This window comes from Bradyrhizobium sp. AZCC 1719, assembly GCF_036924525.1.
Taxonomy (GTDB): Bacteria; Pseudomonadota; Alphaproteobacteria; order Rhizobiales; family Xanthobacteraceae; genus Bradyrhizobium.
This window is the reverse complement of the sequence record NZ_JAZHRU010000001.1, coordinates 5,929,549-5,943,787: the sequence shown is the minus strand read 5'-3', so window position 1 is coordinate 5,943,787 and position 14,239 is coordinate 5,929,549. Positions and strand designations below refer to the sequence as shown.

The following is a 14,239-nucleotide window of genomic DNA, read 5'->3' as shown; positions in this document are numbered from 1 at the left end:
ACCTGCGGCCGCGCTAGCGCAGCACGATCCACGCCGGCGCATGATCGCTGGCGCCTTCTTCCCCACGGATCTTTCGATCGACGCCGGCCTTGATCAGGCGCGGCGCAATGGCGGGGCTGAGCAACAGATGATCGAGCCGCAGCCCGGCATCGCGTGGCCAGCGGTTGCGCTTGTAGTCCCAGAACGTGAACATCGGTTTAGACGGATAAAGCGTCCGGATCGCGTCGGTCCAGCCTTGATCCACCAGCGCCTTGAACGCGGCGCGGCTCTTCGGCTGGATCAGCGCGTCCTTGTCCCAGGACTTTGTCGGGTAGATGTCGAACTCGGTCGGCGCGACGTTGTAATCGCCGGCCAGCACCACGGGGATGTCCTGCTTTAGCAGCTTGCCGGCGTGGGACCGCAGTCGTTTGAACCAGTCGAGCTTGTAATCGAATTTGGGTCCCGGCTGCGGATTGCCGTTCGGGAGATAGATGCTGGTGACGAGGATGCCGTTAATTGCGGCTTCAATATAGCGGGCCTCGACATCCCCATCGCCGGGGAGCGCGGTCCGGGTCAATACCGGCTCGGCATTCCGCGCCAGGATGGCGACGCCATTCCACGTTTTTTGCCCGCGCCACACCGCGCCGTAGCCGGCTTTCTCGATTGCCAGAATTGGGAACTCGGCGTCGGTCGATTTCAATTCCTGCAAGGCAACGACGTCGGGCTTCGCCGCGCGCAGCCAGCGCAGCAGGTTCGGCAGGCGGCGGTTGACATTATTAATGTTGAAGGTCGCGATCTTCATGTAGAGCTGGCTGGCATCACTGTGCGCCCGACACTTGGAGAATCCATGCCGAAACTACGCTTCGCCTTTCTCGTGCTCGCCATCGGATGCTCAGGGTCCGCAGTTGCTCAAACCGCCGATGGGCGCGGCGCCTGCAAGGCCGACTATGACAAATATTGCGCCGGCACGCTGCCCGGCGGTGGCCGTGTCGTCGCATGTCTGAACAAGCAGCAACACCAACTCAGCGACGCCTGCAAGCAAGTGTTGGCTAGCCGGAAAAAACAGTGAGGCAGGGCAACGCGGGTCGGATCAGCGACGCCTGAAAAAGGCCGCGGATGGCATCGACAGGAAACGCCGCGAAGGAACACTCGGAACGAAGACTTTAAGTGGGTGTGGCGGCCACCTCCGCTGGAGGCGGAGCAGAGGGCTCTGCAGTGGCATTGCCGCCCTTGTAAACCCGCGCGTAGCGCTTGCCGAGGCTGGTCAGCACTTCGTAGCCGATGGTGCCGAAATGATGGGCGAGTTCGTCGGCTGTGATGCCTTCGCCCATCAGCGTCGCCCAATGGCCGCGCCGCACCGCATTCTTGTCGAGATCGGTGACGTCGACCGCCGTCAGGTCCATCGAAATCCGTCCTGCGATCGGGCACCGCTTGCCGGCGACTATCACCTCGGCGCCTCGGGTGCCGTCATTGGCGCTGGCCGCGCGGAAATAGCCGTCGGCATAGCCCGCGGAAACGACCGCTATTCTGGTTGGACGCCGCGCCGTCCAGGTGCCGCCATAGCCGACGGTATCGCCGCGTTCGACGTTGCGGATCTGCACGATGCGCGCCTTCAGCTCGACGACCGGCTGCATCGGGTTGTCGGCTTCGGGCGTCGGGTTGATGCCATAGAGGGCGCAGCCTGGCCGCACCAGATCGAACTGGAACTGGGCGCCCAGGAAGATGCCGGACGAGTTTGCCAGCGAGGCCGGGACGCCGGAGAACAGGCTCGCGATCTCGCGGAAGGCCGCGAGCTGCCGGGCGTTGGCGGGATTGTTGAGCATTTCCGCGGAGGCGAGATGGCTCATCACGAGCGTGATGCCGTGATCTCCGGCATTGATGCGCGGGATGATGCCCTGCGCCTCGGTGACGGTGAGGCCGAGCCGGTTCATGCCAGTGTCGATGTGAATGGCGGCGCCGCCGGACCAGCCGGAACGGCGACAGAACACGTCCCATTCGGCGAGTTCGTTGAGGTCGCCGATGACGGGCTTGCAATCAAACTTGGCGTAGGCGTCGCCGGTGTTCTGGAAGAAGCCGCCGAGCACGTAGATCGCGGCCGCAGGCGCCGCGGCGCGAACCACGCGGGCCTCGTCGAGGGTGGCGACGAAGAACGTCTTGCAGCCGGCGCTCGCGAGGGCACGCGAGACCTGTTCGGCGCCGCAGCCATAGCCGTCTGCCTTGACGACGGCTGCGCATTCGGCCGGCACGGCCGTCTTCTCGAGCTTGCGCCAGTTGGCGATAATGGCGTCGAGATCGACCGTCAGCACGCCGGTTGCGGTCGCGAGCGCGGCAGCCTTGTTCGCCTCGGGCGAGAGCAGGGTGCCTTGCGGGATGGACTTGGGATCAGGGGCCACGTTCATGCCACAGTTCTACGCGGCGGAACGCCGCGGTTCAACTGCGCTGAAAGCCAGAATTACGGCACGCGGTAGGGCAAGTTGTCCTCTTCCGTGAAATCACTGAATCGAGTGTATTGCCCTTCAAATTGTAGTGGCACCGTACCCGTTGGTCCGTGGCGCTGCTTGGCGATGATGACCTCGGCCTTGCCGTGCGCGAGCTCCATGTCGAGTTTCCACTTCTCGTGCTCGGGCGTGCCGAGCTTGGGTTCCTTGTTCTGCAGATAATATTCTTCGCGGTACACGAACAGCACGACGTCTGCGTCCTGCTCGATCGAACCAGACTCACGCAGGTCCGACAATTGCGGATGCTTATCGTCGCGATTCTCGACTTGACGTGAAAGTTGTGAAAGCGCGATCACGGGAACATTGAGCTCTTTCGCGAGCGCCTTCAGGCTGGTGGTGATTTCTGTGACTTCCTGGACGCGGTTGTCGTTGCCGCGCTTGCCCGAGCCTTGAAGCAGCTGGATGTAGTCGACCACAATGACGTCGAGGCCCTTCTGGCGCTTTAGCCGCCGGGCGCGCGCCGTCAATTGCGAAATTGAAAGGCCACCGGTCTCGTCAACATATAGCGGTAAGTGCTCCAGCTCGACCGTGTAGTCGCGAATCTTGTCGAACTCTTCCTGGTTGATGCCGCCGCGGCGGATCATGCTTGAGGCGATGCGGGTTTGCTCTGCGAGAATTCGCGTGGCGAGCTGTTCTGCCGACATTTCGCAAGAGTAGAAGCCGACAACGCCGCCATTGACGGCCGTCGTGGTGCCGTCGGCCTTGGTTTCCGGTTGGTATGCTTTAGCAATATTGTAAGCAATATTGGTAGCAAGCGAGGTCTTGCCCATACCGGGACGACCGGCCAGGATGATCAAATCGGATCGCTGCAGGCCGCCCATCTTCGAGTCCAGATCACGTAGGCCAGTCGAGATACCGGACAGCTTACCGTCGCGTTGGTACGCATTGGCAGCCATGTCGAGAGCGATTTTCATCGCCTGTGCAAAGCGCTGGAAGCCGCCGTCATAGCGGCCGGATTCGGCGAGCTCATAGAGCTGGCGCTCGGCGTCCTCGATCTGCGCTCGCGGGGCAAAATCCACCGGCGCATCGAAGGCGACGTTGACCATGTCCTCGCCGATCCGGATCAGGTCACGGCGCAGCGACATGTCGTAGACCGTGCGGCCATAGTCCTGCGCGTTGATGATCGTGGTGGCCTCGGCCGCGAGACGCGCGAGGTACTGACCAACCGTCATGCCGCCGAGATCGGTATCGGCCGGCAGGAAGGTCTTCAACGTCACGGGCGTTGCGACCTTGCCCATCCGGATCAGGCTGCCGGCGGTCTCGAAAATGGTTTGGTGGATCGGCTCGAAGAAGTGCTTCGGTTCCAGGAAGTCGGAAACCCGGTAGAACGCGTCATTGTTGACTAGAATGGCGCCCAGCAAACTCTGTTCCGCCTCGATATTGTGCGGCGCGCTCCGGTAGGCCGGAGTTCCCGGGTCCGGGGCGAGCTTGAGGACATTCGAATCAGTCAGAGCCATAGTTTGTAATGTTCTTTAGGTTTTTGGTTTTTGTCAGATCGCTTGCGGAAGTGGGGCAGCGATAAAGCGCCACGTGCAGGCGATCCGAAAGTCCGAGTAGGCCTTATGCCCGATTCACACAATGCCATGTGTGAATCCTGAGCTGGCCCCTTGACGGATTTGGACCAAAAAGCAGCCCGCCGTCCGGCGGTACCGGAGTGGCTTTTGTGAAAATGCCAGGCAAGAACTTAGGGGAATCTGAACCTTGCCGCGACTTCGGCCGACATATCCGAAGGCAGGAGGCGTTTCGGGCCCTGATCTTAAGCGTTGATCAAACCAGCATCAGATAGACGAACGCGAACAGGGCGGCAGCTACGCCGATTGCGATCAAGGCGTAGTCGATCCTGATGTCGGAATCGAACGGGGCTGGGTAGGTCTGCCGGCTCATGGGCGGAGATGTACGACGGACAGCCGAGCGGCTCTGTGAAGTAGATCACATCGGATGCGATTTTCTTCGCTCAGGATGGATTGGTTACGAAATCGGGAACGGGCCGGCGATTTTCGAGTTGCCAGTTGCACCGACCAAAAGGAACAGGCGATGGGTCAGCAACTCCAGGGATGGCGATCGGCAAGCGCCCAGCGTTTGTGGCTGTCGATGCTGATCGACGCCATGGAAGAGATTTCGCGCCCGGAACGGCGTGACGAACCCTGTGATGCCCAGTTGCTTGCCGCGCTGCGAGCCCAACTCGCCCGCCCGGCATCGGCCCGCACGCCTTACGCCTCGGCCTATAGCCTGAGAAACTGACTCCACCGCCTTTGCGGCCTATTCGCCGGCCAACTGCAGCCGCGGCTGTTTTCCGATTTCCATCCCGCGCAGCCTTGCTTCTTCCCGGGTGATGTAATCGCGCGTCATCGGCACAATTCCCTGGCGCCTGGTGAGCTGGATCTGGAAATTCATCAGGTTCTGCTTCCGGAACGACATTTCCGACGCCGCCAGATAAAATTCCCACATCCGGGCAAAACGCTCGTCATAGAGGCGCACCGCCTCTTCGCGCCGCGCCATGAAGCGCTCCCGCCAGGCCTTCAGCGTTTCCGCATAATGCAGCCGCAGGATTTCGATGTCGCAAACCAGAAGGCCGGCTTTCTCGATCGCGGGGATGACCTCTGACAGGGCGGGGATATAGCCGCCCGGGAAGATGTATTTCGTGATCCATGGGCTCGTCACATCAGGCCCCGTGGAACGGCCGATCGAGTGCAGCACCATGATGCCGTCGTCGCTGAGGAGTTCGGCGCAGCGCCGGAAGTAGGTTTCATAGAAGTCGATGCCGACATGCTCGAACATGCCGACGGACACGATCCGATCGAACGGGCCGGCAATATCGCGGTAGTCGCTCAGCAGGAATCTTGCCGAACCCGTCAGGTTCTTCTCGGTGGCGCGGGCATTCGAGGCCTGCAATTGTTCCGACGACAGCGTGATTCCGGTGACATTGGCGTCCGTCATTTCGGCCAGGTAGAGGCCAAGGCCACCCCAGCCTGAGCCGATGTCGAGCACGCGGTCGCCGGGCCCAACGAGAAGCTTGGCAGCAAGGTGACGCTTTTTGGCGAGCTGGGCGTCGTCGAGCGTCATATCCAGTGCTTCGAAATACGCGCAGCTATATTGCCGGTCGGCGTCGAGGAAGAGGGAATAGAGCCAACTGTCCAGATCATAGTGGTGGGCGACATTGTTTTTCGCCCGGCCCCGCCAATTGAATTGTCTCGCGTGCCTGCTGAAATAGCGCAGCCACCATTGCAGCTTGGCCCAGCGTGGCAGCATTTCGGGCTGGCCGAGCAGGATTTCCAGCGCGTCGGCGATCGAGCCGTCCTCGACCACGAACGAGCCGTCCATATAGGCTTCGCCAAGCGCCAGTTCGGGGTTGAGGAGAATCCGGAGTTGCGTCCGCTTACTCAGGAACCGCGCCGACACCGGGCGGCCGGTTCCGTCCCCGCAGATAAATCTCGCCCCACTGGCGGTCGTGAAATTCATCGTGCCGCGGCGAATGAACTGACCCAGGAAATAACGCAACAAACGATCCATCGAAGCACCAATGGAACGACCAGCCCGTTACACCAATGCACCTCGGAACAGAGAGTTCCATGTGCACCAGGAACATCGTAAGTATGATGATGCCGCAGTGCTACTGCGTTGGCGTGAAAGCGGATATTCTCAAATGTCACAGTCACGCAGATGCGTAGTAAGCCCGCTTCCATTCGCGTCATAATCGGCTAAAAGGTGACCCCTCCGTCGGCGACGTTGTGCGTCGCAGGCAGATTCCACGTGGAGAAGTAGGGAATGTTGAGCCGAGCGCTCAGTTTAGCGACGGTGACGCTCCTGATCGGCTGCCTCACAGCAGACGTGGTGTGGGCGGTAGAAAATCTCGACGCCGGCAAGAGCCCTTCCCAGATATTTTCGAGCACCTGCAGCGCCTGCCACAGGAGCCCGCGTGGCCTGTTGAAGAACACGCCGGCTTCATCGTTGCCGGGCTTTCTGCGCCAGCATTATACCACCGGCTCCTCCATGGCCTCGGTGCTTTCTTCCTACTTGATATCCAATGGGGCTGCAGATCCCCGGTATCAGGCTAAGGATCAGTCCAAGCAGAAGGACGCCAAGCAGGATGGAAGGTCGGATCAGCCCGACCGATTCGGTCGCCGGCAGCCGTCCGCCGCACCGGCCCAGGAGGCTTCCCGGCCGGATGTCGATGGCGCACCGTCGCAAGGCGAGGGCGCGCGCCCGGGCCGCGACGCGAAGCGGCTCGCACGGCCGCACACGGCGCCCGAGGCTGCTAAGCCGGCAGATGATGGGCAGGCCGCTACCGACAGCAAATCGGGTGTCAGGCAGAAGCAGGGCAGGCGTGGCAGGCCCGCCGCCGAAGAACCGCCGAAAGCCGACCAGGCCCGCGGCGACGCCGCAAAGGAAGATGCGTCTCGGGATGCCGCCAAATCCGAAGCTGCGAAGCCCGGAACTGCCGAGCCTGATCTTGCCAAACCCGATCTTGCCAAGCCTGATCTTGCCAAGCCTGATCTTGCCAAGCCTGATCCTACCAAGCCTGATCCCACCAAAACCGATTCTGGCGGGCCCGATCCCGCCAAGCCTGATACCGACCGGACCGACTCCGCCAAGGGTGAGGCTGACAAGCCGGCCACGGAGGCCGCGAAGCCGGCCGGCGAGTCGGAAAAGCCGGCCAGCGAGGGCGGTTCCGAAAGCGCCAAGGTCAATGCGCCCAAGGAGAGCGCCGACAGCGAACCGACCGCGCCCCGGCCCGACCCGGTGACGCCTGCGCCGCCAGCTCCCGCCGCGACTGCCCCTGAGCCGGCCGCGAGCCCCCAGGCGGAGGCACCCGCGACGTCTCCGCCGGTGACAGCTACTGCGGCGCCCGCAACGCCGCCGGCCGGGCCCGTCGGCCCTCCCGCGCCACCCATCTCGCGATAGGATGCAGATTTCCAAATGCCTGCCGGTGACGCGCTTGACCGTTTCTAGAGTAACACTCTAGAGTAACGATCTAATGGACCGAAGGGTGGCGCAGGTGGCTACGGCACGGGACGATCTGCTGGCGGCGGGGTTGGCGGTGTTCGATCGCGACGGTTTCGAGGGCGCCACGGTGGCCGCCATCAGAACTCGCGCGCGAGCGTCCAACGGCAGTTTCTTCCATTTCTTCGGATCGAAGAAGGAACTGGCCGGCGCGCTGTTCCTGGAAATCCTCGCCCGCTATCACGCTGCCGTCGTAGCGGCGGTCGATGAATCCTGCGGCGCCCGGGAAGGCGTGGCGCGGCTGATCCGCGCGCATCTGGACTGGGTCGTCAATTCCCGGCGCGAGGCGCGCTATCTCTTCGAGATTTCCCGCAGTGAATGGACCGAGGCGATCCGCGGCGCGCAGCGCGCTCAGAATTCGCGCCTTGCGGAAGCCGTCGAACGATGGCGCGCGCCGCTGGTTGAGCGCGGCGAATTGCTGCCGATAACTTCGTCGGTTTTCTTCAGCCAGATCATCGGACCGGCGCAGATTTTTTGCCGCGCATGGCTTTCGGGCCGCGACCGCGCCGATCCGCGAGAACAGGCCGAAATCCTGATCGCCTGTGCCATCCGCGCGGTGGTCGCGCCCGATATGATCCACAAGCCCGGAGAAACAATATGAGTGCGAACAACGATGCCGACTTCGCGCCGATCGCGACCCGTATCCGCGACAATGTCGGCCGCCAGGGCTTCATGACCCATATCGGTGCAGAACTATCCGAGTTGACGCGCGGCACGTGTACGCTTGCGGTCGACCGCCGGCCGGAACTGTTGCAGCAACATGGCTTGTTTCACGGCGGCGTCACGGCCTTCCTGGTCGACAACGCCACCACGATCGCGGCCGCGACATCGCGCGGGCAACCGGCGCTGACGGCGGAATACAAATTGAATCTGCTGTCGCCGGCGATCGGTGAGCGATTGATCTGCCGGGCGCGCGTGATCAAGCCCGGACGTCAGGTCGCCGTGGTTGCGGCCGACGTGTTTTGCGTAACCGAGGGCGTCGAGAAGCATACCGCAACCGCGCTGGCCTCGATCGCAATGCTCGACGAGAAGACGGCCGCTAGAGCGTTTTCCAGCGAAGTGGACACCGGTTCGCGTCAAGAAAACGCGTCAAAACAAAAACCTAGAGCCCGGTTCTGATTCAATCAGAACCGAAAAGGCTCTAGAATCCCAAGCCCGGCCTGATTGAGGCCGGGCTTGAAGGTCGTCAAAGCGTTTGGAACGAAGCGCCTTACTTTTCGTTCGCAGCCGGCGCCGGCGCGGCTTCCTCGTGCTGGGCTTCCGGATCGAAGAATTCGCCGGCGGCGGCGAGCGCCTCGGCGGCGGCGTCCTGGTCTTCCTGACGGGTCGAGATGTCCTCGCCGCGGTTGATGCGCTCGGCTTCATCGGCGCTGCGCGCGACGGTGACGCTGACGCTGACTTCGACTTCCGGGTGCACGGCGATGTTGATCTCGTGCTTGCCGATGGTCTTGATCGGCGCGTCCAGCATGACCTGGCTGCGGCTGATGGTGACGCCATCGGCTTCGAACGAGGCAATGATATCGCGCACGCTTACCGATCCGAACAACTGCCCGGATTCCGACGCCTGGCGCAGCACGACCACGTTACGGCCGTTGATCTTCTCGGCGACCTTGGTTGCTTCGCCCTTGGCCTTGAGGTTGTTGGCCTCGAGCTCGGCCTTCATGCCGTCGAACTTGGCGCGGTTGTCGGCGGTGGCGCGCAGTGCCTTGCCGCGCTTGAGCAGAAAGTTGCGGGCATACCCGTCCCTGACGCGGACGACTTCGCCCATCTGACCAAGCTTGGCAACGCGTTCCAGCAAGATGACTTCCATTTTCGTTCTCCTTGTTTCGTGTTCGGTCTCGAGTTTAGGTGAATGGTTGGATTTTCAGGCTGCGGGCAAAGGCGGTGGCTTTCCGCGCAGATAACGTTGGCGCAATCCGAAAATTGCGTCCGTAAGGCCGAGGGCGATCATCAGAACGACCGTCCATGGCAACAACACCAGGATCCCGTAGGTGCAACTCAGCAAAAACGCGCGGCTCTTCAACGCCAGTGTCAGCGTGTGAACGGCGGCAAGGCCGACGAGAGCGTAAGCCATGAAGAGCGCGGCTGTCATGATCTGCGCCGCTATCGAAAACGCTCCGCCAGCGAAACAAAATGCCAAGGTCCCGCAGAGTGCTACGAGTGTCATCGGCGGCAACGCTGTGCTCTTCAGGTCTGGCCAGGGGCGGCGCAGCCGGCCCGACATCGCTGAAATCTTCGCGGCAAGCCAGAGGTTGAGCGTAAGAGTCGTCACGACGAGCATTGCCGACAAGCCGCGAAAGATCGTTACAAGCGCGTCAGCCAACCTCTCGATATCGCCCGACGATAGCCCTTCACGGTCGGAAAGAACCTTCGTCAGCCCGCTTCGCAGGGCCGCAGCGATGGCGTCGGCATCCTTGCCGAACACCAGCCACGACGCGAGGGAAGACAGGATGGCAAAGCCGGCGATCCAAAGCAGGATCCGTCCGGTCGGATACCACTCGAGATTCTCTGCCGTAGGATTCGTGCTGTTGTCGGTTTCGACAGTAGCCGTTGACCGTCCCAGCAACGCGAGATGGCCAAGCCACCAGGCCGGCAGCGCTACCGCAACCGCAAAAGCGAGGCAGAAGCGCAGACCGAAAATTGCACCGAAGGCGGAAGCCGCCGCGATGCCGCCAATGGTTGCGCTGAGTGGTCCCCAACTGAGCGCCGTCACCATCAGCGGTAGCGGCGCCAACAGAGACAGCACCAACGAGATTGGCGCGCCCGAGACGATCGAGACGAACATCAGCGCCGACGCGCAGCCGGCCGCAAGACCAATGAGGATAATCGCGATCATAAGCTGTCCCGCTCCTTTCGAGCGGTTAGATAGAGGTCAGCAAAAATGCCGCCTTTACCAACTAGTTAGAGATCCGAGGGCTTATCGGTACCAAGGTACCGAGCGCAGTTAGGCCCTCAAACGTTCACGGCCCCGCCGGGGGCCGTGATGACTGGCGGCCTTTTAGATCAGGAGCCTCACCCGATCAAGGGTATTTGGCCGAAGCTGCCAGCACAAGTTCCCGGCGTTTCCTGCCATAGGGGCGTGATGTGACGCCCCGCCTGGCTTAGGCGTAGATACGCAGAACACCGAAGGCGACCGTACCAACGAGGAGGGCGGCAGCGATAAGCGTCAACGCGGCGAACTGTGTGCGGGTCACGTGCTGGTTTCCGGCGCTATCGTTGGTCGTATCGTCCATACCTTCTGCACCAACAGGCCGATGGCAAGCAGGCCCAAGCCGATGACGTCGGTGATGGCATTGGGGTCGATCAGCAGCATTGCGGCCACAAAGAACAGCGCCCGCTCGAACCACGTAGCAACACGCAGGAAGTAGCCTTCAAGACTGGCTGCGAGCGCAATCACTCCGATCGTGCCGGTCAGCACCGCGCGAAGGATGTCGGGCCATGGGCCCTCGAACAGCAGCGCAGGGTTGTAGATAAAGAAGAACGGCACGATGAAGCCGGCGGCGGCAAACTTCATCGCCTGCACGCCCGAAGCCCAGAGGCCGGCCCCGCCGATTGACGCCGCAGCATACACGGCCAGCGCCACGGGCGGCGTCACTGCCGACAGGCAGGAGAAGTAGAACGCGAACATATGCGCCGCCATCGGCTCCACACCGAGCTTCATGATCGCGGGCACGAGCAGCGCCGCCTGCATGATGTAGGCGGGAGTGGTCGGCATGCCCATGCCGAGAATGACGCCGGCGACCATCGTGATGAGCAGTGCGGGCAGCAATGAGCCATAGGTGAAGTCGATGAGAAAGGCCGTGAACCGCAGCGCCAGCCCGGTTTGCAGCACGATTCCGATCACGATACCGGCGGACGCACAGGCCATCGCCACCGGCACGGTTTGCACCGCCCCGTCGCGCAAGCCCTCAAGGCACGCGCGCCAACCCAACGCCGTGGAAGGACGAAGCCACGAGATGGCGACCAGCGCGAAAGTGGCGATGATCGCGCCATAGGTCGGCGTGAAGCCGAATAGAAGCAGCGCCAGAAGCACGATGACCGGCAGGAACAGGTGCCCCTGGCGCAGCATGATGTGGCCCAGGACGGGCAGCTCTTCGCGCGGCAAGCCCTTGAGCCCCGAGCGCACGGCGTTGAAGTGGATCGCAGCGAACAGCGCCCCATAGTAGAAGAGCGCGGGTATCGCCGCCGCGATCATCACCTGCGTGTAGCTGACGCCCTGAAACTCGGCCATCACGAACGCCGCCGCGCCCATGATCGGCGGCATGATCTGCCCGCCCGTGGAGGCAACCGCCTCGATGGCCGCTGCCGCCTCCGGCTTGAAGCCGGTCTTCTTCATCATCGGAATCGTCAGCCAGCCGTCGACCATGACGTTGGCGACCGCGGAGCCGGAGATCGTGCCGAACAGGCTGGAGGAGACGACCGAAACCTTGCCGGGACCGCCGCGCGCGCCGCCGGCGATCGCGTTTGCGAAGTTCATGAAGAACTGACCTGCACCGGACTTCTCGAGAAACGTGCCGAAAATGATGAAAAGAATGACGTAGGTCGCGGCCACCGTCATCGGCACTCCGAAAATGCCCTCCGTGGTGAAATAGGTCTGGTCGATGGTGAGCTCGAGGCTGAGACCTCTGTGGTAAAGCCAGCCGTACAGCCAGGGGCCCGCGAACCCGTAGAGAAGGAAGACGATTGCCACGATCGGCAGCGACGCGCCGATTGTGCGTCGCGTCGCCTCCAGAACCAGCAGGGTGGCGGTAATTCCAACCGCCATGTCCATTCGGGTCAGGGAATCGGCGGTGGGAAAACGGTTTACGATGTAGTCGTAGTTCGCGAACATGTAGCCAATGCAGGCGAGCGAAAGACCTGCCAGCGCGAGATCTTCCCACGGCACGCGACCGAGTGTCGCGTTCTTGCTGCGAGGCCACAACAGGAACGACAGCACCAGACTGAAGGCCAGTGTTATGTAGAGCAGGGCCTGTTGATCGGGAGCGTATACCGTCAGCCGCGCGTAGACGTGGTACACGGACATTGCGACTGCAACCACTCCGACGACCAGGCCCGCGTAGCCGGAGAGTTTGCGCACGGTAGGCCCTCTACTGCTTGAGCAATCCAGCTTCGCGGTAGTACTTTTCTGCGCCGGGGTGATACGGCATGCCCAGGCTTTCAGCCATGTCGGACGCCTTCACGCCTTTCATGTCGCTGGTGACGTTACCGAACTCCTCGCGCCCTTCGACAATGGCCTTGGTGATCTTGTAGATCACGTCGGGAGACGTCTTGGAGGATGCAATGAGCACGGTGGGCGACTGGAAGGTTTGAACGGCCTCGGTTACGCCCTGATCCTTGTAGGTGCCGGCCTTGATGGTGTAGCGGACAAAGCCCGCATTGAGCTTGCGCAGCGCGGCGAATTCCTCTTCGGAGACCGGAAGCACGCGCAGCGGCATCGCCGAGCCAAGATCCAGGACGAACGATGCCGGCACCACGGTGAACCATCCGGCCGCCATCGCCTGCCGGTTCTTCACCGCCTCTGCATTGGACGACACCGGGCCGTAGCTCTTCGCGCCCAGGTCGTTCAGCGTCATGCCGTTCACCTTGAGCAGGTACTCCCAGCCGGCGGCCAGGCTGGTGTTGCCGCGCGCCGGCAGCGCCACCGGCTGTCCCTTCAGATCCTTGACGCTTTTGATATCGCTGTTCGCGGGCACCACCAACTGCCAGACGTTGGGATAGAAGTTGGCTACGAAAAGGCCCTTGTCGGTCGCCTTGCCGGCGAACTGACCTTCGCCCTTCTGCGCATCGGCCATGACGGTCGTCATCGACCAGCCGATATCTGCCTTGTCGTTGCGGATCTTCTCCATGTTGACGAGGGCGGCACCCGGCTCAACCTGCACGTTCAGCTCGGGATATCGCTTGTTCACGACCTGCGACGCTGCTGCCGCCATCGGCGTCCAACTGCCGCCCGTCGGGCCGGCGCTGAAGATGACATCGGTTTTCTGGGCATGGGCTGCGCCTGCTGCAGCGGCGGTCAGTGCTGAAATAACGGCCAGACGTACAATTCGCCGTAGACCACGGATGTGGACGGACATCGTTTGCACTCCCTTTGGCGGTTGCGCTCGTTGGCGCCGCTTATTGGGGCTCGTGTCCGCACGTAATCGGCGGCAACTTCGACACCCGTAGCATGCGGGAATTTGGCATCCGTCCTGCTGTCGGGCAGCGTACGTGCCCGCCGCAGCGATTGTCAACGAGGTGTGCTCCCTTCATGTGCAGGGAGCGGCGGTTAGGTGGTCCGGCGCGGGCGAGGACCTGTCAGGGGAGGGCGCACCGGTTACGTGCCAGCACTAAAGACGTACCGGAAAGCCATACACGATGCGAACAGGCGGCATCGGACGCATTGAAATGGGAGAAAAAACTTGGGGGCTCGACGGGCGACCAGAGGTTGTTTCGACCAACCATCGGCGACCGGAGCCTTATGAAGAATAACGACCGGTGAAGAATAACGACCGGCGGCGCGGACGCCGCCGGTCGAAGATATTAGCGAATGACGTAGGGCAGCAGGCCGAGGAAACGCGAGCGCTTGATGGCGCGCGCGAGTTCACGCTGCTTCTTGGCGGAGACGGCGGTGATGCGGCTCGGCACGATCTTGCCACGCTCGGAGACGTAACGCATCAACAGCTTGGAATCCTTGTAGTCGATCTTCGGCGCATTCGGACCCGTGAACGGGCAGGTCTTGCGGCGACGGAAAAACGGACGGCGTGCACCAGCTTCAGCCATAA

14 protein-coding genes are annotated in these 14,239 nt (G+C 62.2%); 5 read left to right on the top strand and 9 right to left on the bottom strand.

The window, feature by feature from the left end; genetic code table 11:
* Positions 1–13: 13 nt before the first annotated feature.
* The gene (locus V1292_RS28155; RefSeq protein WP_334375846.1) at positions 14–781 is read right to left on the bottom strand and encodes an exodeoxyribonuclease III; all 768 of its coding nucleotides are present in this window, start codon (positions 779–781) and stop codon (positions 14–16) included.
* Between the two features lie 45 nt (positions 782–826).
* Between V1292_RS28155 and V1292_RS28150 the strand changes: the two genes are divergently transcribed.
* Complete coding sequence (locus V1292_RS28150) at positions 827–1,048, top strand: cysteine rich repeat-containing protein (RefSeq protein ID WP_334375845.1); 222 nt, start codon at positions 827–829, stop codon at positions 1,046–1,048.
* A 94-nt stretch (positions 1,049–1,142) separates the two neighbouring features.
* Here V1292_RS28150 and alr read toward each other — a convergent pair whose 3' ends face one another.
* Both alr and V1292_RS28140 read right to left on the bottom strand, forming a co-directional pair.
* Complete coding sequence (alr, locus tag V1292_RS28145) at positions 1,143–2,378, bottom strand: alanine racemase (protein ID WP_334375844.1); 1,236 nt, start codon at positions 2,376–2,378, stop codon at positions 1,143–1,145.
* A gap of 53 nt (positions 2,379–2,431) precedes the next feature.
* On the bottom strand, positions 2,432–3,934 hold the full coding sequence (locus tag V1292_RS28140; protein ID WP_334375843.1) for a replicative DNA helicase: 1,503 nt from the start codon (positions 3,932–3,934) through the stop codon (positions 2,432–2,434).
* A 577-nt stretch (positions 3,935–4,511) separates the two neighbouring features.
* On the opposite strand from V1292_RS28140, the gene V1292_RS28135 reads away from it, so the two are divergent.
* Positions 4,512–4,718, top strand: coding sequence for a transcriptional regulator (locus V1292_RS28135; RefSeq protein WP_334375841.1), 207 nt, complete (start codon positions 4,512–4,514; stop codon positions 4,716–4,718).
* Positions 4,719–4,736: 18 nt separating this feature from the next.
* Here the strand turns inward: V1292_RS28135 and V1292_RS28130 are convergent, their stop codons facing one another.
* Positions 4,737–5,987 carry a cyclopropane-fatty-acyl-phospholipid synthase family protein gene (locus V1292_RS28130; RefSeq protein WP_334375840.1) on the bottom strand — a complete coding sequence of 417 codons (1,251 nt, stop codon included), beginning with the start codon at positions 5,985–5,987 and terminating at the stop codon, positions 4,737–4,739.
* A 255-nt stretch (positions 5,988–6,242) separates the two neighbouring features.
* On the opposite strand from V1292_RS28130, the gene V1292_RS28125 reads away from it, so the two are divergent.
* The 3 genes from V1292_RS28125 (at position 6,243) to V1292_RS28115 (ending at position 8,597) form a co-directional block, all read left to right on the top strand.
* Positions 6,243–7,379: a hypothetical protein gene (locus V1292_RS28125; RefSeq protein ID WP_334375839.1), complete on the top strand. Its 1,137-nt coding sequence runs from the start codon at positions 6,243–6,245 to the stop codon at positions 7,377–7,379.
* A 94-nt stretch (positions 7,380–7,473) separates the two neighbouring features.
* A complete protein-coding gene (locus tag V1292_RS28120) occupies positions 7,474–8,079 on the top strand; it encodes a TetR/AcrR family transcriptional regulator (protein WP_334375838.1) in 606 nt (201 codons plus the stop codon).
* The gene (locus V1292_RS28115; protein ID WP_334375837.1) at positions 8,076–8,597 is read left to right on the top strand and encodes a PaaI family thioesterase; all 522 of its coding nucleotides are present in this window, start codon (positions 8,076–8,078) and stop codon (positions 8,595–8,597) included. The genes V1292_RS28120 and V1292_RS28115 overlap by 4 nt, the downstream gene beginning before the upstream one ends.
* Positions 8,598–8,688: 91 nt before the next feature.
* Here V1292_RS28115 and rplI read toward each other — a convergent pair whose 3' ends face one another.
* The 5 genes from rplI to rpsR form a co-directional block, all read right to left on the bottom strand.
* Positions 8,689–9,288 carry a 50S ribosomal protein L9 gene (rplI, locus tag V1292_RS28110; RefSeq protein ID WP_334375836.1) on the bottom strand — a complete coding sequence of 200 codons (600 nt, stop codon included), beginning with the start codon at positions 9,286–9,288 and terminating at the stop codon, positions 8,689–8,691.
* A 54-nt stretch (positions 9,289–9,342) separates the two neighbouring features.
* Entirely contained in the window at positions 9,343–10,314 is a 972-nt protein-coding gene (locus V1292_RS28105; protein ID WP_334375835.1) for a hypothetical protein, read from the bottom strand.
* 354 nt (positions 10,315–10,668) lie between these two features.
* Positions 10,669–12,555 carry a TRAP transporter permease gene (locus V1292_RS28100; RefSeq protein ID WP_334375834.1) on the bottom strand — a complete coding sequence of 629 codons (1,887 nt, stop codon included), beginning with the start codon at positions 12,553–12,555 and terminating at the stop codon, positions 10,669–10,671.
* Between the two features lie 10 nt (positions 12,556–12,565).
* The gene (locus tag V1292_RS28095; RefSeq protein ID WP_334375833.1) at positions 12,566–13,552 is read right to left on the bottom strand and encodes a TAXI family TRAP transporter solute-binding subunit; all 987 of its coding nucleotides are present in this window, start codon (positions 13,550–13,552) and stop codon (positions 12,566–12,568) included.
* 445 nt (positions 13,553–13,997) lie between these two features.
* Positions 13,998–14,237 carry a 30S ribosomal protein S18 gene (rpsR, locus tag V1292_RS28090; protein WP_002711478.1) on the bottom strand — a complete coding sequence of 80 codons (240 nt, stop codon included), beginning with the start codon at positions 14,235–14,237 and terminating at the stop codon, positions 13,998–14,000.
* Between the last annotated feature and the right edge of the window lie 2 nt (positions 14,238–14,239).